This is a genomic window from Actinoplanes sp. NPDC051859 (assembly GCF_044452725.1).
Lineage (GTDB): Bacteria > Actinomycetota > Actinomycetes > Mycobacteriales > Micromonosporaceae > Actinoplanes.
This window is the reverse complement of record NZ_JBITBX010000001.1, coordinates 368,614-391,540: the sequence shown is the minus strand read 5'-3', so window position 1 is coordinate 391,540 and position 22,927 is coordinate 368,614. Positions and strand designations below refer to the sequence as shown.

24 protein-coding genes are annotated in these 22,927 nt (G+C 71.0%); 8 read left to right on the top strand and 16 right to left on the bottom strand.

The window, feature by feature from the left end; all coding sequences use genetic code 11:
- Positions 1 to 185 precede the first annotated feature (185 nt).
- The 7 genes from ACIA1L_RS01800 to ACIA1L_RS01770 all read right to left on the bottom strand — a co-directional run bounded on the left by ACIA1L_RS01800 (position 186) and on the right by ACIA1L_RS01770 (position 3,547).
- Positions 186 to 611 (bottom strand): hypothetical protein, encoded by a 426-nt coding sequence (locus ACIA1L_RS01800; RefSeq protein WP_396070435.1) that lies wholly within the window; start codon positions 609 to 611, stop codon positions 186 to 188.
- Positions 612 to 620: 9 nt separating this feature from the next.
- Positions 621 to 1,136: a dihydrofolate reductase gene (locus ACIA1L_RS01795; RefSeq protein ID WP_396070434.1), complete on the bottom strand. Its 516-nt coding sequence runs from the start codon at positions 1,134 to 1,136 to the stop codon at positions 621 to 623.
- A 2-nt stretch (positions 1,137 to 1,138) separates the two neighbouring features.
- Positions 1,139 to 1,936: a thymidylate synthase gene (locus tag ACIA1L_RS01790; protein ID WP_396070432.1), complete on the bottom strand. Its 798-nt coding sequence runs from the start codon at positions 1,934 to 1,936 to the stop codon at positions 1,139 to 1,141.
- A 58-nt stretch (positions 1,937 to 1,994) separates the two neighbouring features.
- Positions 1,995 to 2,243 (bottom strand): hypothetical protein, encoded by a 249-nt coding sequence (locus ACIA1L_RS01785; protein ID WP_396070430.1) that lies wholly within the window; start codon positions 2,241 to 2,243, stop codon positions 1,995 to 1,997.
- A 74-nt stretch (positions 2,244 to 2,317) separates the two neighbouring features.
- The gene (locus ACIA1L_RS01780) at positions 2,318 to 2,521 is read right to left on the bottom strand and encodes a DUF397 domain-containing protein (RefSeq protein WP_396070429.1); all 204 of its coding nucleotides are present in this window, start codon (positions 2,519 to 2,521) and stop codon (positions 2,318 to 2,320) included.
- Positions 2,522 to 2,593: 72 nt separating this feature from the next.
- Complete coding sequence (gene wrbA, locus ACIA1L_RS01775) at positions 2,594 to 3,199, bottom strand: NAD(P)H:quinone oxidoreductase (RefSeq protein ID WP_396070427.1); 606 nt, start codon at positions 3,197 to 3,199, stop codon at positions 2,594 to 2,596.
- Positions 3,200 to 3,271: 72 nt separating this feature from the next.
- Entirely contained in the window at positions 3,272 to 3,547 is a 276-nt protein-coding gene (locus ACIA1L_RS01770; RefSeq protein WP_396070426.1) for an isoamylase early set domain-containing protein, read from the bottom strand.
- A gap of 74 nt (positions 3,548 to 3,621) precedes the next feature.
- Here ACIA1L_RS01770 and ACIA1L_RS01765 point away from each other — a divergent pair, with 74 nt between their 5' ends.
- A complete protein-coding gene (locus tag ACIA1L_RS01765; RefSeq protein ID WP_396070425.1) occupies positions 3,622 to 4,077 on the top strand; it encodes a GNAT family N-acetyltransferase in 456 nt (151 codons plus the stop codon).
- Here ACIA1L_RS01765 and hemQ read toward each other — a convergent pair.
- The gene (hemQ, locus tag ACIA1L_RS01760) at positions 4,049 to 4,750 is read right to left on the bottom strand and encodes a hydrogen peroxide-dependent heme synthase (RefSeq protein ID WP_396070424.1); all 702 of its coding nucleotides are present in this window, start codon (positions 4,748 to 4,750) and stop codon (positions 4,049 to 4,051) included. The two genes, ACIA1L_RS01765 and hemQ, sit on opposite strands and share 29 nt — an antisense overlap.
- Positions 4,747 to 6,150: a protoporphyrinogen/coproporphyrinogen oxidase gene (locus ACIA1L_RS01755; RefSeq protein ID WP_396070423.1), complete on the bottom strand. Its 1,404-nt coding sequence runs from the start codon at positions 6,148 to 6,150 to the stop codon at positions 4,747 to 4,749. The genes hemQ and ACIA1L_RS01755 overlap by 4 nt, the downstream gene beginning before the upstream one ends.
- Before the next feature lie 104 nt (positions 6,151 to 6,254).
- Between ACIA1L_RS01755 and ACIA1L_RS01750 the strand changes: the two genes are divergently transcribed.
- Positions 6,255 to 6,437 (top strand): hypothetical protein, encoded by a 183-nt coding sequence (locus tag ACIA1L_RS01750; RefSeq protein WP_396070421.1) that lies wholly within the window; start codon positions 6,255 to 6,257, stop codon positions 6,435 to 6,437.
- Here the strand turns inward: ACIA1L_RS01750 and hemE are convergent.
- Positions 6,434 to 7,480, bottom strand: a complete 1,047-nt coding sequence (hemE, locus tag ACIA1L_RS01745; RefSeq protein WP_396070420.1) for a uroporphyrinogen decarboxylase — start codon at positions 7,478 to 7,480, stop codon at positions 6,434 to 6,436. The genes ACIA1L_RS01750 and hemE overlap by 4 nt on opposite strands.
- 76 nt (positions 7,481 to 7,556) lie before the next feature.
- On the opposite strand from hemE, the gene ACIA1L_RS01740 reads away from it, so the two are divergent.
- Entirely contained in the window at positions 7,557 to 8,138 is a 582-nt protein-coding gene (locus ACIA1L_RS01740; protein WP_396070418.1) for a DUF3000 domain-containing protein, read from the top strand.
- 35 nt (positions 8,139 to 8,173) lie between these two features.
- On the opposite strand, the gene ACIA1L_RS01735 is transcribed toward ACIA1L_RS01740, so the two are convergent.
- Positions 8,174 to 9,172 carry a trypsin-like peptidase domain-containing protein gene (locus ACIA1L_RS01735; RefSeq protein WP_396070416.1) on the bottom strand — a complete coding sequence of 333 codons (999 nt, stop codon included), beginning with the start codon at positions 9,170 to 9,172 and terminating at the stop codon, positions 8,174 to 8,176.
- 161 nt (positions 9,173 to 9,333) lie between these two features.
- Between ACIA1L_RS01735 and ACIA1L_RS01730 the strand changes: the two genes are divergently transcribed.
- From ACIA1L_RS01730 to ACIA1L_RS01710, 5 genes are all read left to right on the top strand, one after another.
- Positions 9,334 to 10,650 carry a ribonuclease D gene (locus ACIA1L_RS01730; RefSeq protein WP_396070415.1) on the top strand — a complete coding sequence of 439 codons (1,317 nt, stop codon included), beginning with the start codon at positions 9,334 to 9,336 and terminating at the stop codon, positions 10,648 to 10,650.
- A 116-nt stretch (positions 10,651 to 10,766) separates the two neighbouring features.
- A complete protein-coding gene (locus ACIA1L_RS01725) occupies positions 10,767 to 11,963 on the top strand; it encodes a thiolase family protein (protein ID WP_396070413.1) in 1,197 nt (398 codons plus the stop codon).
- A 50-nt stretch (positions 11,964 to 12,013) separates the two neighbouring features.
- Positions 12,014 to 14,029: a 3-hydroxyacyl-CoA dehydrogenase NAD-binding domain-containing protein gene (locus tag ACIA1L_RS01720; protein WP_396070984.1), complete on the top strand. Its 2,016-nt coding sequence runs from the start codon at positions 12,014 to 12,016 to the stop codon at positions 14,027 to 14,029.
- Between the two features lie 146 nt (positions 14,030 to 14,175).
- Positions 14,176 to 15,036: a hypothetical protein gene (locus ACIA1L_RS01715; protein WP_396070412.1), complete on the top strand. Its 861-nt coding sequence runs from the start codon at positions 14,176 to 14,178 to the stop codon at positions 15,034 to 15,036.
- A 122-nt stretch (positions 15,037 to 15,158) separates the two neighbouring features.
- Complete coding sequence (locus tag ACIA1L_RS01710) at positions 15,159 to 16,067, top strand: hypothetical protein (protein ID WP_396070411.1); 909 nt, start codon at positions 15,159 to 15,161, stop codon at positions 16,065 to 16,067.
- An 11-nt stretch (positions 16,068 to 16,078) separates the two neighbouring features.
- Here the strand turns inward: ACIA1L_RS01710 and ACIA1L_RS01705 are convergent, their stop codons facing one another.
- The 5 genes from ACIA1L_RS01705 to dxs form a co-directional block, all read right to left on the bottom strand.
- Positions 16,079 to 17,305, bottom strand: coding sequence for a sensor histidine kinase (locus ACIA1L_RS01705; RefSeq protein WP_396070410.1), 1,227 nt, complete (start codon positions 17,303 to 17,305; stop codon positions 16,079 to 16,081).
- A complete protein-coding gene (locus tag ACIA1L_RS01700) occupies positions 17,302 to 17,991 on the bottom strand; it encodes a response regulator transcription factor (RefSeq protein ID WP_396070409.1) in 690 nt (229 codons plus the stop codon). The genes ACIA1L_RS01705 and ACIA1L_RS01700 overlap by 4 nt, the downstream gene beginning before the upstream one ends.
- Before the next feature lie 120 nt (positions 17,992 to 18,111).
- A complete protein-coding gene (locus tag ACIA1L_RS01695; protein WP_396070407.1) occupies positions 18,112 to 19,443 on the bottom strand; it encodes a PQQ-binding-like beta-propeller repeat protein in 1,332 nt (443 codons plus the stop codon).
- A 3-nt stretch (positions 19,444 to 19,446) separates the two neighbouring features.
- Positions 19,447 to 20,916, bottom strand: a complete 1,470-nt coding sequence (locus ACIA1L_RS01690; protein WP_396070406.1) for a hypothetical protein — start codon at positions 20,914 to 20,916, stop codon at positions 19,447 to 19,449.
- 45 nt (positions 20,917 to 20,961) lie between these two features.
- The gene (gene dxs, locus ACIA1L_RS01685) at positions 20,962 to 22,887 is read right to left on the bottom strand and encodes a 1-deoxy-D-xylulose-5-phosphate synthase (RefSeq protein ID WP_396070404.1); all 1,926 of its coding nucleotides are present in this window, start codon (positions 22,885 to 22,887) and stop codon (positions 20,962 to 20,964) included.
- Between the last annotated feature and the right edge of the window lie 40 nt (positions 22,888 to 22,927).

The window sequence follows — 22,927 nt, the reverse complement described above, 5'->3', positions numbered from 1 at the left end:
CGTCACGGCGACCTTCGCTCCAACGTGCGCCACACACGAGGGGCCGAATGCCCGTTTCATCCGAACTTGCCGGTCTAGCATCGGCACTCGCCGCTGAGGGTTGGCAGGGCCATCAAGCTCGACCCACGACAGTCCTAACGCGCCGGAGACAGCCGCTCTCCAACCCCGTCTGCCGGTGGGGCGCGCTACGGGGTGGGTGCGACGGGAACGGTTCCGCCCGACCGCCTCGAGCCGCGATTGCGGAAGTAGTCAGTGATCGCGGCAACCACCACGGCCCCGCTGCCGAGGCCGATCACCAGCATCCCGGCGCCGATCGCGAACATTCCGGAGTCGTCCATCTGCATTGCCCGGAAGGTCCAGGGCACGGTGAATGCCACGGTCAGGACCGCGGGCGCCGCCCAGCGGTTCACGCCGGCCAGGACCGCTGCCACCAGGAGTGCGACGAGGGTGACGACGCAGCCGATGACCTGGATTGCGGTGTACGGGCCGGACTCGACGCCGGTGGCCGGGTCGAGCTGGTAGGTGGTGTCGTGGCCGAGCCAGGCGTACCAGGTGATGACGGTCGCGGCGGCCAGGAGGGCGGAGCCGAGAACGGTGCGGGAGATCTTCATGGGGTGAATCTACGAAGATCTTTTTTGATCAGCGTGAGTGTGCGTACCCAGATCGGTGAGTTCTTCGACTCGATAGCGCACGCCGGTCGGGGCGGTCTGCCAGTCCCCGGTGGCGGTCACCTGCCACTGCGGGCCGAGCTCCGGCGCGTAGGTGTCGCCCGCGGCGTCGAGGTCGATGCGGGTACGGACGAGGTGGCCGGCGTGGGGCAGCAGCGCCGTGTAGACGGACTGCCCGCCGATCACCCAGAAGTCGTCGTGGCTGTCGAGGAGTTCCTGCACGGAGCCGACGACCTGCGCGCCCGGGGCGGACCAGGAGGGCTGGCGGGTGAGGACGACGTTGGTGCGGCCGGGCAGGGGTCGGACTTTCGCCGGGAGGGAGTCCCAGGTGGTGCGGCCCATGACGACGGTCGTACCCATGGTGAAGTCTTTGAAGATCTTCTGCTCGCCGGGGACGTGCCACGGGATGTCGCCGTTGGCGCCGATCACGCCGCCGCGGGCCTCGGCCCAGATCATGTGGATGGTCATGGTCAGACGGCGACGGGAGCGCGCAGGGCCGGGTGGTGTTGGTAGTCGACGAGCTTGAGGTCGTCGATGCCGTAGTCGAAGAGGGAGGCGGCGGAGGCCAGCTCGAGTCGGGGGAATGCGTAGGCGTCCCGGGAGAGCTGCTCGCGGACCTGGTCGACGTGGTTGCTGTAGATGTGGCAGTCGCCGCCGACCCAGATGAAGTCGCCCGGGGTGAGGCCGACCTGGGCGGCGATCAGCTGGGTGAGCAGGGCGTAGCTGGCGATGTTGAACGGTACGCCGAGGAACATGTCGGCGCTGCGCTGGTAGAGCTGGCAGGAGAGCTTGCCGTCCGCGACGTAGAACTGGAACATCGCGTGGCACGGGGCCAGGGCCATCTCGGGCAGCTGGGCGACGTTCCAGGCGGAGACGATCATCCGGCGCGAGTCGGGGTCGGCCTTGAGCGTGGTCAGCAGGTCGCTGATCTGGTCGACGTGGCCGCCGTCCGGGGTGGGCCAGGAGCGCCACTGCTTGCCGTAGACGGGGCCGAGGTCTCCGTTGGCGTCGGCCCATTCGTCCCAGATGGTGACGCCGTGGTCGCGCAGCCATCGGGTGTTGCTGTCGCCGCGGAGGAACCACAGCAGCTCGACGGCGACAGACTTGAAATGCACCCGCTTGGTGGTGATCAGCGGGAAGCCTTGGGAGAGGTCGTAGCGCAGGCGTTCACCGAAGAGGCTGACCGTGCCTGTCCCCGTCCGGTCCGATTTCGGGGTTCCGGTCTCGAGGACTCGGCGCAGGAGGTCTTCGTACTGGGTGTCCGCCATGGCCGACACGGTAGCGCGTGCCCGGGACGTTCGACGCCCCGGGCATGGCTAGCGAAGCTCAGTGCGACCAGGACTCGCTCATCGCGGAGATCTGCTGGTTGAGCTGGGCGAGGTCGCGGTTCGGCTCGTCGTCGTCGGCGCCCTTCTCGGCCTTGAAGCCGAGCGGGGTGCCGAGTTCCGACCAGCGGTCGAAGAGGATGGACTGGGTCAGAACGTCCTTGACGTCGTCGTGGGCGGCTTTGAGCTCATGTACCGCGTTCTCGTACCGCTCCACCTTTTTCAGCAGTTCAGACTCGCACTTGGTCATGCACGCACGGTAGCGAGAAATGAACCTTCTTCGGGTTGATATGCGAAAAGCCGGGTTAACCCCGGCTCTTCACGCTAAAGGTCGAACTCGCCGTCTTTGGCCCCGCCGACGAAAGCGTCCCATTCTGCGGGGGTGAAGAACAACACGTCACCGTCCGGCTTGCGGGAGTCGCGCACCGCCACGCCGCCCTCCAGGAGAGCGACCTCGACGGCCGCTTCGTCGGACGTGCCACTACGACGCCACACCGCGTCGGTCAGATCCAGCTCGAATTTCGCCACGGCGGTCAGTCTGCCATCCGCGGCGGACGCCGGCCACGGTCCACTTCCCCGATCCGGTGACCCCCGGCCGAGTCAGTCCCGGAGCTTGCCGGCGATCGACACGATTCGCTGGGCCAGGTGGTCGAGCGCGGCGAACTGCACGTCGGTCAGCGGGGCGTCGTTGCTGCCGCCGGTGACGTGCGAGACACCGTACGGGTTGCCGTCGGCGAACTTCAGCGGGTCGGTGTAGCCGGGCGCCACCACGACGCCGCCGAAGTGGTAGATCGTGTTGTAGAGCGCGAGGATCGTCGACTCCTGGCCGCCGTGCGCGGTCATCGTCGAGGTGAACCCGGCGTAGGCCTTGTTGGCGAGCAGACCCTGCTGCCACTGCGGGCCGAGCGTGTCGATGAACTGCTTGAGCTGGCTGGCGATGTTGCCGTACCGGGTGGGGCTGCCAAACAGCACCGCGTCGGCCCAGACCATGTCGTCGGCCGCCGCCCTGGGCTCGTCCTTGGTCTGGTCGAAGTGCTGGCTCCACGCCGCGTTGGAGGCGATGGCCTCCTTCGGCGCAAGCTCGGACACCTGCCTCAGGCGTACCTCTGCGCCGGCCTTCTCACCGGCTTGGGCGAGACGTTCCGCCATGTTGTGGACTGTGCCGGTAGCCGAGTAGTAGATGACGGCCAGCTTGACGTTCGCCACGAGAACTCCCCTGAAGTTAATTGCAGTGTCAACTAACCGTAGGAGGGTTCCCGGAGCCCCGGAGGCGAAACGTCAGAGAAGCAACTCGCTGCCGTGCGGACCTACCGCGTCGGCGTGGTCGTCGTCCAGCCACACGCCGTCGCTGGCGAGGTAACGGAAACGGTAATGCCCCGGTTCGAGGCTGACCGTCACGGTACGGGTGCCGTCCCGCCGTACCTTCAGCTCGTGCAGTCCGGGTTTCCAGTCATTGAACGTGCCGACCACACTGACCGGGCCGTCCGGCGCGTCCTTCGGCAGGCAAAACGTCACCCGCGTCTTGCTGCCGAACAACTTGCTCCGCTTGATCATGTGTCCCCCTGGAATCCCGCGCTCCATCGGAGACAACGGCCGAGGACGCGAGAAGTGACGCTTACGATGCTCCGATGCATCCCTCCGAGAAGATCCACGTCGCCACGTTCGCCGACCTCGACAACGCCGACCTGTACGCGATCCTGAAACTGCGCGTCGACGTGTTCGTGGTCGAGCAGGCGTGCGCGTACCCGGAGATCGACGGCCGCGACGACGAAGCCGGCACCCGGCACGTGTGGGTGACCGGCGACGGCGCGATCCTCGCCTACCTGCGGATCCTCGACGTGGACAGGGCGCCGCGGATCGGGCGGGTGGTGACCGCGGTGAGCGCGCGCAAGGGCGGCTACGCGAGCCGGCTCATGGCGCACGCGCTCACCGTCGTCGGCGAACGGACCGTCACCCTCGAAGCGCAGGAGCACCTGACCGGGTTCTACGGCCGGTTCGGCTTCGTGGTGGCGGGGGCGGGATATCTGGAAGACGGCATCCCGCACGTACCCATGATCAGGGAAGTGCCGCCACGATCTCGGTGACCGAGCGGCGGCGGCCGGTGTAGAACGGCACTTCCTCGCGGACGTGCCGGCGGGCGGTCGAGGCGCGCAGGTCCCGCATCAGGTCGACGATGCGGTACAGCTCGTCGGCCTCGAAAGCCAGCATCCACTCGTAGTCGCCCAGCGCGAACGACGCGACCGTGTTCGCCCGGACGTCCGGGTAGCCGCGGGCCATCTTGCCGTGCTCGGCGAGCATCGCGCGGCGCTCGTCGTCGGGCAGCAGGTACCACTCGTAGGACCGCACGAACGGATACACGCAGATGTACGGCCGCGGCTCCTCATCCGCCAGGAACGCCGGCAGGTGGCTCTTGTTGAACTCGGCCGGCCGGTGCAGCGCCATCTGCGACCACACCGGAGTCAGGTGCCGGCCCAGAGCGGTACGCCGGAACAGCCCGTACGCCTCCTGCAGCGCGTCCGACGACTCCGAGTGCCACCACACCATCACGTCGGCGTCGGCGCGCAGGCCGGCCACGTCGTACGTCCCGCGCACGGTGACGTCCTTGCCGGCGAGCTGCTCGAACAGCGCGTCCACCTCGCCCGCCACATCGTCGCGCAACGCGGGCAGCGGCGACGAGGCGCGGAAGACCGACCACATCGTGTACCGGATCGTGGCGTTCAGCTCGTTGATCCGGGCGGCGTTGGACTGCTCGCTCACAATTCCTCCAGGTGTTTCACCACATCGTCGGCGGCCTGCTCACCACTGGCTACACAGGCCGGAATGCCCACCCCGTCGTACGCCGCCCCGGCCAGCGCGAGCCCACCCCGGCCGGCCAGCGTGGCCCGGACCCGGGCGACCCGGTCGAGATGGCCGGGGGCGTACTGGGGTAGCCCGCCGCCCCAACGCTGCACCCACGAAGCCACCGGCGGCGGCAGGTCGTCACCGATCAGGCGCCCCAGCTCGGCGTGCGCAGTAGCGGTGAGCAGCGAGTCGTCGAGCTGGAGCCGCTCCTCCTCGCCGGACCGCCCGAGCGAAGCCCGCACGATCACCGGGCCACCCTCGCGGCCCAGGTGCGGCCATTTCCGGGTGAAGAACGTGGCCGCCTTGACGAGGGTGCCCTCGGCGGGCGGCACGAGGAAGCCGGACAGCTCGGGCAGCGGCGTGCCCGGTGGCAGTGCCAGCGCGGCCAGGGCAACGCTGGCGTACCGCAGCTGGTCGACCACGGCGGCCGTGATCGGGTCGACCCCGGTCAGGATGCGCGCTGCCGGCTGGGCGGGCACGGCCAGCACGACCGCGTCGACGTCGTCGGTCTGGGGGGCGGGCACCGGGCCGAGCAGCAGCCGCCAGCCGTGTGCCGTGCGGGTCAGCTCGCGCACCGGCAGGCCCAGGCTGATCCGCGCCCCGGCCGCGGCGGCGGCAGCGCCGATCAGGCGGCTCATTCCGCCGTCGACCGCACTGAAGATCGGGCGGCCGGGCACCCGCGGCGAGGCCGACTGCGCAGCCCGGACCGCGGCGCTGAGCGTGTGCTCGGTGCGGGCAGCGCGGGCGAGGGCCGGCAGGGTGGTCGCGAGGGACAACTGGTCGGCACGGCCCGCGTACACGCCGCCGAGCATCGGGTCGACCAGCCGGTCGGCGATCTCGTCGCCGTACCGGGCGCGGACCAGCGCGCCGACCGTCACGTCTTCGCCTGCGGCGAGCAGCGGGCGGCCCTCGTCGCGGTCGGCGTCCGCGGCCGGCCGCGCGACCGCGCCGAGCACACTCAAGTCTCCGGGTACGCCGACGAGCGTCCCGCCGGGCACCTTCTCCAGGCGGCCACCAATCGCCAGCGCGGCGGGAACGGCAGCGGGATGCACGAGCTTGCGGTCGAGGCCCAGGCGCCGGACGAAGGACACCGCCGCGGACTCGCCGCCGTCCGGGCCACCGGTCAGGAACGACTCGGCGCCGCGCTCCACAGTCGTGCCGGCGAGCTCGTCCGTGCGCAGCTTGCCGCCCAGGCGACCGGACTGCTCGTACACGATGATGTCGGTGTTGGCAGGCGCCCGATCCCGGACACGCACCGCGGCAGCAAGCCCGGCTATCCCGCCGCCGACGATCGCCACCCGCATCCGCACGCCCACCACACTCTCAGGTCCTACGCTCCCCCGACCACCGGGGTCCATGGATGTGATCCCGTTCGGGTAAACGCCGCCGGACGCCCGCCGGCCCGGCCTAGCCTGACGCCGTGGACTATCAGGTGAGCGTGACCGTCGAACAGTTGGCCGAGTGGTACGTGCGGCTGAAGGGACTCGCCGACGCCCATCACGGGCAGCCGACCGGCGACCGCCTCAAAGACCTCGCGCAGGAGATCTACGAGTCGGTGCCGTCCGAGTGGTGGGCCACCCAGCCGGAGCCGATCAAGAACTAACGAGCGCTCGCCGTGTGGATCAGATCCACCAGGCGGGTCAGCACCTCAGGGTCGGTCTCGGGCATGACACCGTGCCCGAGGTTGAACACGTGCCCGCGGGCCGCTCTGCCCTCGGTAAGGACCCGGCGGGCTTCCCGCTCCACGGACTCCCACGGCGCGAACAGCACGGCCGGGTCCAGGTTGCCCTGCACCGAGCGGTCCGGGCCGACGATGCCAGCGGCCGTGCTCAACGGCGTACGCCAGTCGACGCCGACCACGTCCGCCCCGGCCTCGCCCATCGCACCCAGCAGCACCGCGGTGCCGACTCCGAAGTGGATCCGCGGAATGCCGGCGTCCGCCAGCCCGGCGAGCACCTTCGCCGAATGCGGCATGACGTATGCGCGGTAGTCCGCCTCCGACAGCGCGCCCGCCCACGAGTCGAAGAGCTGGATCGCACTGACACCCGCGCCGACCTGCACGCGCAGGAACGCGAGCGTAATGTCCGCCAGCCGGGAGCACAGGTCGTGCCAGAGCTGCGGGTCGCCGTACATCATGGCTTTGGTCTTCAGGTACGTGCGCGACGGGCCGCCCTCGACCAGGTAGCTGGCCAAGGTGAACGGCGCACCGGCGAAGCCGATCAACGGCGTCGCGCCGAGCTCCGGCAGCAGCAGCCGGATCGCCTCGGCGACATAGGAGACGGCACCCGGCTCCAACGGCAGCACCCGGTCGACGTCCGCGCGGGTCCGGATCGGCTCAGCCACCACCGGGCCGGTGCCGGCGACGATGTCCAGATCGATCCCGGCCGCCGCCAGGGGCACCACGATGTCGCTGAACAGGATCGCGGCGTCCACGTCGTGCCGGCGCACCGGCTGCAGCGTGATCTCGGTGACCAGGTCCGGCCGGCGGCACGACTCGAGCATGCCCACCCCCTCGCGGATCTTGCGGTACTCCGGGAGGGACCGGCCCGCCTGCCGCATGAACCAGACCGGGGTGTGCGGCACGTCCAGGCCACGGCAGGCGCGTACGAAGGCGGAATCCGCAGATGAGTTGGTCACCCGGGCCATGGTGCCACGTGAGTGAACCGGCCCGTGCGGCGCGCCGCGCGCGGACACAAGGCAGTGATCGGCATAGGCTGCCTCCATGGCGCCCACCCCCGCACCACCCGAGGCGTTCACCCGCGCTGTGGCGGGGTTGCGAGCATCCGCGCCGCGTGAGGAAATCCTGCTTGAGGAGATCACCGCACCGCAGCGCCTGGCCCCGTACGGCTTTGCGCTCAGCGCCACGGTCCTGCGCGACGGCGACGAGGTCGCCAGCGGCCGGCTGATCCTGCTGCACGACCCGGCCGGCCACGACGCCTGGCAGGGCGACCTGCGCCTGGTCACGCTGATCACCGCGGAGCTCGAGTCCGACCTGGCCGGCGACCCGTTACTGCCCGCAGTCGCCTGGACCTGGCTGACGGACGGCCTCGACCAACATCAGGCGGCCTGCACCGCCATCGGCGGCACCATCACCCAGACCACGTCGACCCGCTTCGGCGAGCTGTCCGGCCCAGCCCCCACCGCCGACCTGGAGATCCGCGCCTCCTGGACGCCCACCTCCGACGACCTCGGCGCCCACCTCCTCGGCTGGTGCGCCATGCTCGCCAGCACAGCCGGCCTCCCCCCGCCCGGCGTCACGGCTCTAACATGGCCGGCCTCCGGCCAGCGGGCAGTGCGCCCCTGAGGAGCTGGTGTCGAGGGCGACTTTGGTCGCGCATCTCAACAGATCTTGAAGGCGTCGCAGGCGGTCTTGATGGGGACGGCCAGGCCGATGCCTTCGGCGTCGCGGGCTTTCGCCGTGGCGACGCCGATGACCTGGTCCGAAGAGTTGACGACCGGGCCGCCCGAGTTGCCGGGGTTGATCGGGGCGTCAAACTGCAGCGACGGGCCGCCGCCGGCACGGGTGGCGCTGACCACGCCGGTGGTGACGGTGTCTTCCAGGCCGAGCGGTGCGCCCACCACGACGACCTGCTGACCCGGCTTGACCGTGCCCGGCGCCGAGGCGAGCCCGGCGATCTCCCGGTTGGCGCGCAACAGGGCCAGGTCCTCGCCCTCGTTGACGCGGACGATCGTCGCGGCGACCCGGTCCTTGCCGCGCTCCAGGAACACCTCGCGGTCGCCGGACTTCCACACCTGCTCGATCACGTGGTAGTTGGTCAGCAGGTTCGCCTTGTCGGCGCCGGCAGCATCACCGATCGAGAACGCCGTACCCGTGAAGTCGCCGGCCCGGACCCGGAAGACACTCGGCAGCACCGACGAGGAGATCGCCTCGGGGTCGAAGACCCCGGCGAGCTGCTGCTCGAGCCGCTCGGCGCGGGCGGTGAGCGCCGTCTCCCGCTGTTGGGCCGCGGCGAGCCGGCTGGTGAGCTGGCTGTCGGCCCGTTCGAGCCGCCAGGCCATGAAGCCGGTGCCGCCCAGCAGCGCCAACACCACCAGGATCGGCCCGAGCCGGCTCCGGCGGCGGCCCTCGACCGGCTCCGCCACCACCGGGTACGGCGCCCCACCAGACCCCGAGGGCAGGTACGGGCCGCTGTCGCGCCGGGCCGGCCGGGGGTGGCCGATGGCCCGCGACGGAGCCGGCCGGCGGGACGCGGTGGCCCACTCGCCGGACGGATGGTCGGGCAGGCTGAGCAGCGGGTCCAGCGGCGGCCGGCGCTGGCCCGGCACCGGAGTCTGTCCCGGTCCCGGGACCCCGAACGGGTCGTAGGCGGTGGTCAAGTCCGGATCTCCGATCGTGAGGCTCCGGAGGTAGGTACGGATGAAAGGCACCCTCCGGACGGGTCGTCGGCCATCCGTTTTCCGCGATCAAGTGGATCGAGCTTCGACGCGCCGGTACCCGGCTGCACACGCGACAGGGAGTACCCCCGTACGGTTACGGAGTGACCGACGACGCATCCCCAGACCGTCGGGACTCGCCGGACCACGCGATCGACGGACCGCACGACGCGCCGACCGACACGTCCGGCGGTTCCGAGCCTGCCCGTGAATCTGTTCCGCTGACCGCGCCCCGGGACGGCACTCCCCGGCCGGTGGAGACCGCCGATGAGTTGGCTGAGGTGGTGGCCCGGCTCGCCGCCGGCTCCGGCCCGGTCGCCGTCGATGCCGAGCGGGCGTCCGGCTACCGCTACACCCAGCGCGCCTATCTGGTGCAGCTGCGCCGCGAAGGCGCCGGCACGGTGCTGCTCGACCCGATGCCGCTGGCCGACCTGAGCACGCTGGACGCCGCGCTGGCCCCCACCGAATGGGTGCTGCACGCCGCCAGCCAGGACCTGGCCTGCCTCGCCGAGCTGGGCATGAAGCCGCGGAAGCTGTTCGACACCGAGCTCGCCGCGCGGCTGTGCGGGTTCGAGCGCGTCGGCCTGGCCGCGCTGACCGAGCAGCTGCTCGGCTACTCGTTGGAGAAGCACCACTCGGCCGCCGACTGGTCGACCCGGCCGCTGCCGGAGTCCTGGCTCACGTACGCCGCTCTGGATGTGGAACTGCTCACCAACCTGCGCGACCTCCTCGCCGACGAGCTGGCCCGGCAGGGCAAGGCCGACTGGGCGGCAGAAGAGTTCGCGGCCCTGGTGGCAGGCGCCGACAAGCCGCCGCGCAGCCGACCCGACCCGTGGCGGCGTACGTCCGGCATCCACCGGGTCCGCGGCGCCCGCGCCCAGTCCCGGGTCCGCGCCCTCTGGTACGCCCGCGACGGCGTCGCCGCCCGCCGCGACTCGGCACCCGGCCGGGTGCTGCCCGACTCGGCGATCATCGCGGCCGCCGAGCTGGACCCGAAGGACGAGAAGACGCTGCTGGGCCTGCCGGGGTTCGGCGGCCGCTCGGTGCGCCGACTGGCCCGGGTCTGGCTGGACGCACTGGACGCCGCCCGCGCCCTGGGCGACGACGAGCTGCCGGTGAACCAGCCCGTCGAGGGTCCCCCGCCACCGCACCGCTGGGCCGAACGCGACCCGATCGCCGCAGCCCGACTGCAGCGCTGCCGTCAGATCGTCATCGCCACAGCCGAAGCACACACCCTTCCGCCGGAGAACCTGATCAGCCCGGATTTCGTCCGTAGGCTGGCCTGGTCGCCGCCGGAGGACGTGACCCCACAGGCGGTCGGCGACGCGCTCCGCGGTTTCGGCGCGCGTGACTGGCAGGTCGGGCTGATCGCGGACGCACTCGCCAAGGTGCTCCCGGAAGCCCCCGCTGCTACCGACTGACCAGGCATTTCATCGAGGTAAACACAGCTTTGCCACACGCACTGGCCGAGGTAGTTACCGGCGAGTAGCATTGCCTCGTCAAAAGCCCTGGGTTCACGCCTGCAAGGAGGCTTGTTGTGCCCCGAGTAAGCCGCGAGGTCGTCTTCGTCGACGGCGTACGCACCCCATTCGGCAAGGCCGGCGGCATGTACGCCGAGACCCGTGCCGACGATCTGGTGATCCGGTGCATCCGAGAGTTGATGCGCCGTAACCCGCAGCTCCCGCCCGAGCGGGTCGACGAGGTCGCCATCGCGGCCACCACCCAGATCGGCGACCAGGGCCTGACCATCGGCCGCACCGCCGCGCTGCTGTCCGGCCTGCCCAAGACCGTTCCCGGTTACTCGATCGACCGGATGTGCGCCGGCGCCATGACCGCGGTGACCAACGTCGCCGGCGGCATCGCGATGGGGGCGTACGACGTCGCCATCGCCGGTGGTGTCGAGCACATGGGCCGGCACCCGATGGGTGAGGGCGTCGACCCCAACCCGCGGATCCTGGCTGAGAAGCTGGTGGACCCGTCGGCGCTGGTCATGGGTTCCACCGCGGAGAACCTGCACGACCGCCTGCCGAACATCACCAAGGAGCGGACCGACGCTTACGGTCTCGCCTCCCAGGAGAAGACCGCCAAGGCGTACGCGAACGGCAAGCTGCAGCCCGACATGGTGCCGGTTGCCGTCCGCAGCACCGAGGAGGGCTGGGGCCTAGCCACCGCCGACGAGGCGCCCCGCGCGACCTCGATGGAGAAGCTGTCCACGCTGAAGACCCCGTTCCGTCCGCACGGCCGGGTCACCGCCGGTAACGCGGCCGGCCTCAACGACGGTGCCACCGCGGCGATCCTGGCCGACGAGGAGACCGCCCGCGAGCTGGGCCTCCCCATCGCCATGCGGCTCGTCTCGTACGGCTTCGTCGGCGTCGAGCCGGAGATCATGGGCTACGGTCCGATCCCGTCGACCGAGCGGGCCCTGAAGCTCGCCGGCCTGACCATCGACGACATCGGCCTGTTCGAGCTGAACGAGGCGTTCGCGGTGCAGGTGCTCGCGTTCCTCGACCACTACGGCATCGCCGAGGACGACGCGCGGGTCAACCCGTGGGGCGGCGCGATCGCCATCGGCCACCCGCTCGCTTCCTCGGGCATCCGCCTGATGACGCAGCTTGCCCGCCACTTCGCCGAGCACCCGGAGGTCCGCTACGGCCTCACCGCGATGTGCATCGGCATCGGCATGGGCGGTACGACCATCTGGGAGAACCCGAACTGGGAAGGTGCACAGAAGTGACGGCGCTGCCTGAGTACCCGAACGAGGTCGTGACCAAGGCGCTCGTCCGCATGGTCACCGTGCCGGGGCTGGACAAGCCCGCCGCGCTGATCACCCTCGACAACGGGCTGGACTACAAGAAGCCCAACAGCTTCGGCCCGGGTGGTCTGAAGTCGCTCGACGAGGCGATCACCAAGGCGACCGAGGCGGAGCCGGCGTTCATCGCGCTGACCGGCAAGCCGTACATCTTCTGTGTCGGCGCCGACATCACCGGCATGCCGCTGATCAAGCAGCGGGAACAGGCGGTCGCGCTGGGCAAGCTGGGCCACGAGGTCCTCGCCCGGCTGAAGAACTCCACCATTCCGACGTTCGCGTTCATCAACGGCGCGGCGCTCGGCGGTGGCCTGGAGTCGGCGCTGCACTGCCACTACCGCACGGTCTCCACCGGTGCGGCGGCGCTCGGCCTGCCCGAGGTCGCGATCGGCCTGGTGCCCGGCTGGGGCGGCAGCCAGCTGCTCCCCAACCTGATCGGCGCGCCCGGCGCGGCGCAGATCATCCTGCAGAACCCGCTGACCCAGAAGGTGCTCAAGCCGAAGCAGGCGGCCGAGATGGGCGTCGCGGACGCCATCTTCGAGGCGGCCGACTTCCTGGAGAGCTCGCTCGCCTGGGCTGCCGGAGTCGTCAAGGGTGAGGTCACCGTCGAGCGTCCCGAGATCGACCGGGACATGTGGGACGGCGTGCTGTTCTTCGCCAAGCAGCAGCTCGACGAGCGGCTGCACGGCGCGGTGCCGTCGGCCAACAAGGCCCTCGAGCTGCTCGCCCTCGCCAAGGAAGCTTCGTTCGAGGACGGCACCGCCGCCGAGACCGAGGCCCTGGCCGACCTGATCATGGGCGACGAGTGCCGGGCCAGCATGTACGCCTTCGACCTCGTCCAGCGCCGCGCCAAGAAGCCGGTCGGCGTGCCGGACAAGGACCTGGCCCGCAAGGTCACCAAGGTCGGCATCGTCGGCGCCGGCCTGATGGCGTCGCAGCTCGCGCTGCTGTTCGTCCGCCGCCTGCAGGTGCCGGTCGTGCTGACCGACATCGACCAGGCCCGGGTCGACAAGGGCGTCGAGTACGTGCACGGCCAGATCGACAAGCTGGTCGGCAAGCGCCGGATGGACGAGGGCACCGCGGCCAAGCTGCGCGGCCTGGTCAGCGGCTCGGTCGACAAGTCCGTCTTCGCCGACGCCGACTTCGTCATCGAGGCCGTCTTCGAGAACCTGGATCTGAAGAAGCAGATCTGGGCCGAGATGGAGAAGATCGTCGGGCCGGAGACGGTGCTCGCCACGAACACGTCCTCGCTGTCGTTGACCGCGATGGCGGCCGACCTCGAGCACCCCGAGCGGGTCGTCGGCTTCCACTTCTTCAACCCGGTCGCCGTGCTCCCGCTGCTGGAGATCATCAAGGGCGAGCGCACCGACGATGCCACCCTCGCGACCGCGTTCGCGGTCGGCAAGGAGCTGCGCAAATCCTGCGTGCTGGTCAAGGACGCCCCGGCGTTCGTGGTCAACCGGCTGCTGACCCGCTTCACCAGCGAGGTCTTCAAGGCCATCGACGCCGGCACCCCGCTGGCGACGGTGGACTCGGCGCTGGACCCGCTGGGCCTGCCGATGCGCCCGATCGCGCTGCTGCAGCTCGTCGGCCCGGCCGTGGCCTACCACGTGGGCGGCACGCTGCACGAGGCGTTCCCGGACCGCTTCGGCGACAGCCCCAACCTCAAGAAGATCGTCGACGCCGGCCTGCCCCTGATGGTCGACGACGAGATCAACCCCGAGGTGGTCAAGCTGGTCGAGGGCGGTGACGCCCCGCTGACCGCCGATGAGGTACGCCAGCAGGCGCTGGACGCGCTCGCCGAGGAGATCCGCCTCATGCTGGACGAGGGTGTGGTCGCCGAGGCGCAGGACATCGACCTGTGCATGATCATGGGTGCGGGCTGGCCGTTCCACCTGGGCGGCGTCACGCCGTACCTGGACCGCAGTGGCACGTCCGAGCGGGTCACCGGCAAGCGGTTCCTGCCGCTGGGCGTCGCGAACGTCCCCGCCTGACGCTTCATCCGCTAAATGCCCTCCGTGCCCGTTGCCGGGCGCGGAGGGCGTTTTTGTGCACCCCGACAGTGACGGGCCGGTGACACTACCTGCAACCAGCAGTGGGTACGCTCCCCCGGCCGACGTCTTTGAGTAACGGAGTTCGCATGTCACAGCCGCCCTACCCGCCCCAGCCCGGCCAGCCCGGTTCCGAGCCGGGTGGCGGCTACCAGCCGCCGGCGGCTCCCGGCTCGTACCCGCCGCCCTCGTCCGGCGCTGGTGGCTACCCGCCGCCGCCCGGTGGTGCCGGTGGCTACCCGCCGCCGCCCGGTGGTGCCGGTGGCTACCCGCCGCCCCCCGGCGGTCCCGGGGGTTACCCGCCGCCGCCCGGTGACGCGGCGTACCCGCCCGGCGGTGCCGCACCGCAGTTTGGTGGGCCCGCGCCGAAGAAGTCGTCGGCACTGAAGATCGTGCTGATCATCTTCGCCGTGCTGGCCGTTCTCTGCGTCGGCGGCGTTGCTGTCGTCTACTTCGCCGCCAAGGACACGGTCGACAAGGTCGTGGACGCGTCGAAGATCAAGGTGGTCGAGCCGGCCACCCTCGGCGGCCGTCCGAAGGCCAACGACCCGGCCCTGCAGAGCAACGTCGACGGCCTGAACGGCGCGATGTCCAACGTTCCCGGTGCCACCAGCTCGGTCGGCGCGTTCTACGGCGACCCCAAGGAGCAGGACGTCGTCATGGTGGCTGCGGCCTCCTCGATCACCGGGTCCCCGCAAGAGCGGTACGACGAGCTGATCAAGGGTCTGAACTCGGGCGGCATGCAGGTCGAGAACATGACCGACACCGACCCCGGCCCGCTCGGTGGCATCGCCAAGTGCGGCGACAGCGACACGAACGGCCTCAAGGTCGCGGTGTGCACGTGGTCCGACAACGGCAGCGTCGGCATGATTCTGATGCTCTTCAAGGGCAAGGCAGCGCTCGAGAAGGAGTTCATCTCGATGCGGGGCGAGATCGAGAAGAAGTCCTAGACCGTCCGTCGAGCCCCGTCGCACCGGCGTCCGTCCGGTGTGGCGGGGCTCGCGCCGTCCCGACCGCCCAGCAACCCCGGGATACGGCTAAGCTCGCCCCAGCCTGAGCTGGAGGAGCCTCGATGTCGCAGCCGCCCTACCCCGGTGGTCAGCCCTATCCGTTCGAGGGTCAGCCCCCGCCCACGCAGCCCTATCCGGTGCAGCCCGGCTACCCGGGGTCGCCCTACCAGGGCCAGCCGAACCCCGACGTGCCGCCCTCGGTGCCGCCCGGCTATCCCCCGCAGCCTGCGTACGGTGCGCCGCAGCCGGAATACGGTCCCGCGCCTTACCCGCAGTCCGGACCCCCGATGGGTGGATATCCGCCGCCGCTGCCACCACAGCCGAAGTCGCGGACCCTGCCGATCGTGCTCGTGTCGGTCGCCGTCTTCCTCGTGCTTTGCGTGGGCGGCAGCGTCGCGCTGTACCTGGTCGGCCGGAACGCCGCCGACGACGGCACCACCGCGCGGACGGCCGCACCTGCCACCCCGACGACCGGCACCCCGCAGCGGACTGAGGCCACCCCGGCGCCGGTCGCCGAGATCACCGTCGTGGAGCCCCGGACGCTCGGCGGGCGCCCCAAGCTGACCGACCCGCAGTTCGCTTCGGCGGTCTCCCAGCTGAAGTCGGAGCTCCAGACCATCCCCAACGCGACAGAGACGGTCGGCGCGCTGTACGGCACCGTCGCCAAGCAAGATCTGGTCATCGTCGCCGCGGTGGCAGCTCAGGTGCCGAACCCGGAGCGCGAGCTCAACGCCACCTTCCTCGGCGCGGGCGTCAGTGGCCTCAAGCTCACCGGCATCACCAGCACTGCACCGGGCGACCTGGGTGGTGTTGCCAAGTGCGGCAAAGGCGAGGCGGGCGGCGCGCCCGTCATCCTCTGCGCCTGGGCGGACGAAGGCAGCGTCGGCTGGGTCCTCTGGTACTTCGAGAAGATGAGCACCGCCAAGGCGGAGTTCACCGACCTCCGCGGCCAGGTCGAGAAAAAGAGCTGAGCTGAGGAACCTCAGCTCGGTGCGACGCCGAGGCCCTTGGCACGGCGTACGGACACCGAGGCGGCCACCACCGGGGTCTTGTCAGCAGTCGGCAGGCTGACGGTGACTTCGAGGCCGCCGCCGGGCTGAGCGACCGCCGACACCGTGCCGCCGTGGGCGTCGCAGACGGCGCGGACGATGGACAGGCCCAGGCCCGAGCCGCGGGAGCCGGTCCGCTCCCAGCCGCCCCGCCGGAACGGCTCGAACAGGCCTGGCACGTCGGCCGGGTCCACCTCGAAGCCGGTGTTGCCGACCACCAGCTGGGCCTGGCCGCCGACGATGCCGGTGCGCAGCCACAGCTTGCCCATCAGATGGTTGTAGCGGATCGCGTTCTCGATCAGGTTGCCCGCGAGCCGGTCGAGCAGGCTCGGATCGCCCACCACGGTGGCGGCCTCGAGGTCGGTCGTCACCTCGAGCTTGAGCCGTTCCGCTTCGGCCTTCACCGCGGACAGCGCGTTGTAGACGCTGGTCGACAGGTCGGCCGGGACCTTACGCACCAGGCGTCGGCCCGACTGGGCTTCGCTGCGGGCGAGCACCAGCAGCGCGTCGACCAGGCCGTTCGCCCGCTCAGAGGCGTTGCGCACCACCTTGGCCATCCGGCGGTACTCGGCGACGTCCGCCTCGTCGTCGCTGAGCGTCACGTCGATCTCGGTCCGCATCACCGCCAGCGGGGTACGCAGCTCATGCGACGCGTTGGCGACAAACCGTTTCTGCGACTCGAACGCACCAGCCAGGCGGTCCAACATCGCGTCGAAGGTGCGGGCCAGCTCGGCCACTTCATCATCCGCGCCGGAGTAGCGGATGCGCTGGTCCAGCGTCTCCTCGCCGAGCCGCCGGGCGGTGGCGGTCACGTGGTGCAGCGGTCGCAGCGCGCGCCCGGCTACGGCGTACGCGCCGGCGATCCCGATGATCCCGATGGCGAAGAGCGCCAGGAGGCCCTTGACGAGCACCTCCCGGGAGGCGTCGTTGACCATCCGGTCCTGCCAGGCGGCAGCCTCGTAGGTCTGCCCGTTAGCGAGCAGCACCTGGCTTCCCGCCCGCAGCTTGTCCTCCGGGCTGACCGCGTCGACGAGCAGCCAGGCGAGCAGGATGAGGATGCCGCCCGCACCCACGAGCAGGATGCCGTTCAGCAGGGTCAGCCGGAGCCGCAGGGTGGGCCGCAGCTTCAGCAGCTCGCGCCGGGTGGCATAGACGGTCACGCCGGGCCGCCCGGGCTCACCACGACCGGGTCGGGTACGCGATAGCCGGCGCCGACCACCGTCTCGATCAGCGGAGGATCGCCCACTTTCTTCCGCAGGGTCATCACGGTGACCCGTACGGTGGTGGTGAAGGGGTCGGTGTTGGCGTCCCAGACGCGTTCCAGCAGCTCCTCGCTGGAGACCACGCCGCCGCGGGCCTTGATCAGCTCTTCGAGGACGCCGAACTCCTTGTTGGTGAGCTCGATCGGCGCGCCGCCCCGGGTGACCACGCGGCGGGTCTGGTCGAGGACGAGGTCGCCGACGGTCAGCACCGGCGGCGCGGCCGGGGTGGCCCGCCGGCCCAGCGCCTGGACTCGGGCAACCAGCTCGTCGAAGGCGAACGGCTTGGGCAGGTAGTCGTCGGCGCCGAGCTGGAGGCCCTCCACCCGGTCGGCGACGGTGCCGCTGGCGGTGAGCATGAGCACCCGGGTGAGGGCGCCCGATTCGACCAGAGCGGCGCAGATCTCGTCGCCGTGCATGCCGGGCAGGTCCCGGTCCAGGACGACGACGTCGTACCGGGTGACATACGCCATCTCGTGGCCGCTCGAACCGTCGTAGGCGACGTCGACCGCCATGCCTTTGCGCCGTAACCCCCGCGCGATCGCGTCGCAGAGGTTCCGCTCGTCTTCCACCACCAGCACGCGCACCTGCGGGTCCTCCGGATCATTCGCAGCCCGCCGCCCAGCTTTACCGCAACGGTGTGAAGAGGCTGTGAGGGCCAGGCTACCCGTGGGTCACGATCTGGCACGAGCACCAGCCGGCCGACATCAGGGCTGGTAGCGGTATACCGTCGCGCCTTTCTCCACCATGCAGGCGACGTACCGGTCGCCGAGTTGGCAGTCACCGACGATCCCGGAGATCCGGCCGAGCGGCTGCACCGCCGAAGCGTCGGGCCGCAGCACCCCGAGAGCCTTGTCGCCGCCGTGTTCGAGCCTGCTCAGCAAGAGCGTGGTCCCCTGGTTCCACGAGCCGGTGAAGGTGAGCCAGGCGGACAGATCGGCCCGGGTGCTTCCGGTCTGCCGATCAGCCAGCCGCACCGGCCGGGCTTCCGACTGCGACACGAGGACCGCATCGTCTCCGGTCGCGAACAGTTGGTCCTCGGCGCCGGCGGACCACAACGGCTGGCCGGTGCGGGAGTCCAGGACAATCAGCTCCGTGGGGCTGCTCTGACACCACAGCAACATGCAGCCGCCGGGACTGCCTTGCGGGTCCGGCTGTTCGCCGGTCCAGAGCGGTGCGAAGCCCCCCAGCGCGTAAGCCGCGATCGTGCCGCCCTCGCCGTAGCCGTCGTAGTGGACCAGCACGCTCGAGCCGTCCACCTCCACCCACTGCGGCAGGGCGCCGTTCACCTTGGGCAACGCCCGCTCGTGCACCACCGCGCCGGTCTCGGCCGAGCGCTCGACGAGGCGGCCGGCGGCGAGCACGACAAGCGCCCCGCGCGGCTCTCTGCTCCATTCCGCCACGATCGACCCCGGCTCGGTAGCCGTCCAGAGCTGGCGACCGGTGGCGAGCTCGATGCCGGCCAGGGTGGTGCGCTGGGCGGGCTCGGTGTGCTTGCTGTCGCCCAGGCCGAACAACTGGCCGGGATTGCCGGAGCTGGGATCGTATTCGGTGCCCGGCCGGAATTCCTCGCGCTGCACGAGTCCGATCCGGTTGCCGAGCGGCTGGATGTACTCCGTGGCGGTCCAGCGGGTTTCGCCGGTCCGCGCGTCGAGGACGAGATAGTTGTCCTTGCCGCCCAGCAGGACAAGGTCGGCGCTGAGGGGATAGACCGCGTAGGGCCAGTCGGCGTCGGTTGGTGGGACCGGCACGTCCCACAGCTCGCGCACCGGCTCGATCGACCACCCGCGGACAGTGGGCCGTGCACTGTTGCCGTCGACGGTGACGACCCGATCGCCGACGAGCGCCATCTCGGTGCCGGCGGCAAACGGCACGTCGCCGACGTGCTCCCAGTGCAGTGAGCTCGCCGGCGCGGCGCCGCCGAGAACAAAAACCAGGATGAGGACGAGAAGCAGACCGAGCCGGCGATACACGTACGCGGGCGGCGGGCTGGCCGGGGGCTGAAGGAGCGGCTCAGTGCTCAGCTCGATCAGCGCCACCGCTCAACTCCTTCGTTCGTACGCCCAGACCGTCAGCCCACCCGATGACGAGCGGCAGACCAGGCGGTCCGACCCAGTCTGGCAGTCTCCCGTGCCGACCGGCAGCTCGGCCAACGGTCGCGGCCGGACGTCCCGCGGGCCGACGACCGCGACCATGGTACGACCCTGTGTCCCGGTGATCCGGGTGAGCACCAGGTGGTCCCCGCTCGTCCCCGGCACGAGCCGCCAGCCCTGCAGATCGGTGCGTACCAGGCCGTTGGCGGGATCGATGACGCCGGCAGGGTCGCCCTCGCCGGACGCGGTGCCGTAGGCGAGGGTCAGGCCGCCGCGTTGCTCGACGGACCGCCACCCGGGCCGGAGCCACACTTCGGCGCCACTGGCCGGATCGATCGCCCGGACCCCGTCAGCTCCGGCGACGCAGGTCAACGCTCCGCAGGCGGTGGCCCCGTACGCGGTGTCGCCGGGCCGGCTCCAGCGACGTTCCAGCGTCACCGGGTCGTACGCGGACACCGCGCGCCGCGCTGGCTCGTTGACGGGCGCCGATGCTCCTTGGCCGCCCCGATCCGGGTCGGCGGCCGACGCGGTCCAGCGGCGATCAGCGGGTCGGCCGAGCGCAGCCGAGGCGGAGGAAGCAGACGGGGCTGCGGGCGACGCAGCAACGGCTTCGCCGGCCGGGACCGGGTGGCGCAGGATCAGCTGGCCGCCGGAGATGACGGGGTTGTCCGGGCCGTAGTCCGCGGGCGGCAGTTCGGCGCTGGCGAGGATCGCGCCTGTGGTGAGGTCGTGCACCGCGGCCGTACGGTCGTCGTGCAGAAGCAGCATGCGCGCCGGAGCGTCGGCCGGGCCGGGCACGCCGAGCAGCACGGCCGTGGAGGGCACGGGCACCCGCCACTGGGCGCGGCCGGTCGCCGGGTCGATCGCCTCGACCGCGCCCTGCACGCGCCGGCCGGGGCCGGAGAAGCTTCGCACGGTCGAGACGGCCAGCAGGGTGGGGGAACCGGCGATGGTGACGACGCTGCCGGCGCGACGCCAGCGGGCGTGACCGTCGGTCAACGACACGGCTGTGGTGCCCCGGTCCAGCCGGGCTCCGCCGGAGTAGGGGCGCAGGAGCACCAGGTCCGCACCGGTCCGTAGCCGGAAGCTCGGCGCCTCCGCGCCGGCCTGCCAGCGCCGCTGCCCGTCGCCCAGGTCGTAGGCGGCGACCCTGCCGAGGCTCTGGACGAGCAGGTCGCCGCCTTCGGTCAGGACGTACGGGTCGGCGGCGGCGGCTTCCAGCGTCAGGACCGGACGGAGGGCGGGCGGCGGCGGTGCGGCCGACGCGGCGGTGCCGAGCAGCACGGTCACCGCGACGAGCATGGGCGCGAACCACCGGGGCACGGTGGGGCGCTGGGGCGAGGTGTAACTGTCGGGCTCGCCGCGCTCCAGGCCGAGATCGATGACTACCGTCGCGCCGCCGTACGTCTCCGCCGCCATACCCTCAAAGATAACGGCTTAATAACGCCAGTCGCCCACCACGCGTCACGATGTGGGCTGGTGCTCCCCGGCCGACTCGTGCTTCGAGGCCCACTCGGTCACGTCCCGGGCGATGTCCTGTGCGGTGAGGCCCAGCGAGCCGAGAATCTCGGCACGGGTGCCGTGCGGGTGGAAGCCAGCCGGGACACCGAAGTCCCGCAGCGGCACGGCCACGCCGGCGTCGCGCAGCGTGCTCGCCACGGCCTCGCCGACCCCACCGGCGCGGATGCCGTCCTCCAGGGTCACCACCAGGCGGTGCGCATCCGCGAGGCCGGCCAGCTCGATCGGCACCGGACGCACCCAGCGCGGGTCGACGACCGTGACGCCGTACCCCTGCTCGGCGAGCCGCTCGGCGACCTCCAGGCCGAGCTTGGCGAAGGCACCCACGGCGACCAGCAGCACGTCCTTGCGGTCGTCCTCGCGCAGCACGTCGACCGGGCCGACCCGGCGCAGCGCGGGCAGGGCGGCGGCGACCGACCCGCTCGGGAACCGCACGATGGTCGGGCCGTCGTCCACGGCGACCGCCTCGCGCAGCTCCTCGCGCAGGGTGGCCTCGTCGCGCGGTGCGGCGATCCGCAGGCCCGGGACGACGCCGAAGACGCTCATGTCCCAGATGCCGTAGTGGCTGGGGCCGTCCGGGCCGGTGACCCCGGCGCGGTCCAGCACGAAGGTGACCGGCAGCCCGTGCATCGCCACGTCCAGCAGGACCTGGTCGAAGGCACGGTTGAGGAAGGTGGCGTACACCGCGACGACCGGGTGCAGCCCACCCATGGCGAGACCCGCCGCGGAGGTCGCCGCGTGCTGCTCGGCGATGCCCACGTCGTACGTCCGCTCGGGGTACTTCTTCTGCAGCGCGGCGATGCCGGTCGGCTCGGCCATGGCTGCCGTGATGCCGACGATGTCGGGGCGCTCGTCGGCGATGGCGACGAGTTCCTCGGCGAAGACGTGCGTCCACTTCACGGTGGGAGCGGCCAGCAGCTTGCCGGTCTCGACGCTGAAGGCGCTGCCGGGCCCGTGCAGGCAGTCGGCCTCGTCCTCCTCGGCGGGCCGGTAGCCGTAGCCCTTGCGGGTCACCGCGTGCACGATCACCGGGGCCTGGAAGCCCTTCGCGCGGCGCAGCGCCGACTCCATCGCCTCGGTGTCGTGGCCGTCGATCGGGCCGATGTACTTGATGCCGAGGTCCTCGAACATCGCCTGCGGGTTGACCGCGTCCTTGATGCCCTTCTTGACCGCGTGCAGCACCTCGAAGGCGGGCTTGCCGACCAGCGGGGTCGAGCTCAGCGCGTTCTTGACCAGGTCGAGCACCCGCTCGTAGCCCGGGTTGAGGCGCAGCGTCGACAGATGGTCGGCCAGGCCGCCGATCGTCGGGGCGTACGACCGGCCGTTGTCGTTGACCACGATGACCAGCGGGTTCTTCGCGGCGGCGATGTTGTTGAGCGCTTCCCAGCACATGCCGCCGGTCAGGGCGCCGTCGCCGACGACCGCGACGACGTGCCGCTGTTCGCCGCGGAGCGCGAAGGCCTTCGACATGCCGTCGGCGTACGACAGGGCCGTGGAGGCGTGCGAGTTCTCGATGAAGTCGTGCTCGCTCTCGGCGCGGCTCGGGTAGCCGGTGAGCCCGCCGCGCTGGCGCAGCAGGTCGAAGCCGTCCTGGCGGCCGGTCACGATCTTGTGCACGTACGCCTGGTGGCCGGTGTCGAAGAGGATCCGGTCGCGGGGCGAGTCGAAGACCCGGTGCAGGGCGAGGGTGGTCTCCACCACGCCGAGGTTGGGGCCGAGGTGACCGCCGGTGCGGGACACCTTGGCGACCAGGAAGTCACGGATTTCGGCGGCGAGCAGGGTCACCTGCTCGGGCGTCAGGCGCCGGAGATCACCGGGGTTCTCGATGGTGCCGAGGATGCCGGCTGCCGGCTGATCGCTGCGCTCGCTCATGGGGCGTCAGTCTATCGGGGTCGGGCCCGCGCGCATCCGC

What these genes read in the sequence shown, in the direction of transcription:
- ACIA1L_RS01715 (WP_396070412.1), top strand. Translation starts at nt 14,176, where the DNA reads ATGTCACAGCCGCCCTACCCGCCCCAGCCCGGCCAGCCCGGTTCCGAG.
- ACIA1L_RS01795 (WP_396070434.1), bottom strand. Translation starts at nt 1,136, where the DNA reads ATGACCATCCACATGATCTGGGCCGAGGCCCGCGGCGGCGTGATCGGC.
- ACIA1L_RS01690 (WP_396070406.1), bottom strand. Translation starts at nt 20,916, where the DNA reads ATGGCGGCGGAGACGTACGGCGGCGCGACGGTAGTCATCGATCTCGGC.
- ACIA1L_RS01770 (WP_396070426.1), bottom strand. Translation starts at nt 3,547, where the DNA reads ATGATCAAGCGGAGCAAGTTGTTCGGCAGCAAGACGCGGGTGACGTTT.
- ACIA1L_RS01765 (WP_396070425.1), top strand. Translation starts at nt 3,622, where the DNA reads ATGCATCCCTCCGAGAAGATCCACGTCGCCACGTTCGCCGACCTCGAC.
- dxs (WP_396070404.1), bottom strand. Translation starts at nt 22,887, where the DNA reads ATGAGCGAGCGCAGCGATCAGCCGGCAGCCGGCATCCTCGGCACCATC.
- ACIA1L_RS01740 (WP_396070418.1), top strand. Translation starts at nt 7,557, where the DNA reads ATGGCGCCCACCCCCGCACCACCCGAGGCGTTCACCCGCGCTGTGGCG.
- hemE (WP_396070420.1), bottom strand. Translation starts at nt 7,480, where the DNA reads ATGGCCCGGGTGACCAACTCATCTGCGGATTCCGCCTTCGTACGCGCC.
- ACIA1L_RS01785 (WP_396070430.1), bottom strand. Translation starts at nt 2,243, where the DNA reads ATGACCAAGTGCGAGTCTGAACTGCTGAAAAAGGTGGAGCGGTACGAG.
- ACIA1L_RS01790 (WP_396070432.1), bottom strand. Translation starts at nt 1,936, where the DNA reads ATGGCGGACACCCAGTACGAAGACCTCCTGCGCCGAGTCCTCGAGACC.
- ACIA1L_RS01720 (WP_396070984.1), top strand. Translation starts at nt 12,014, where the DNA reads ATGGTCACCGTGCCGGGGCTGGACAAGCCCGCCGCGCTGATCACCCTC.
- ACIA1L_RS01710 (WP_396070411.1), top strand. Translation starts at nt 15,159, where the DNA reads ATGTCGCAGCCGCCCTACCCCGGTGGTCAGCCCTATCCGTTCGAGGGT.
- ACIA1L_RS01800 (WP_396070435.1), bottom strand. Translation starts at nt 611, where the DNA reads ATGAAGATCTCCCGCACCGTTCTCGGCTCCGCCCTCCTGGCCGCCGCG.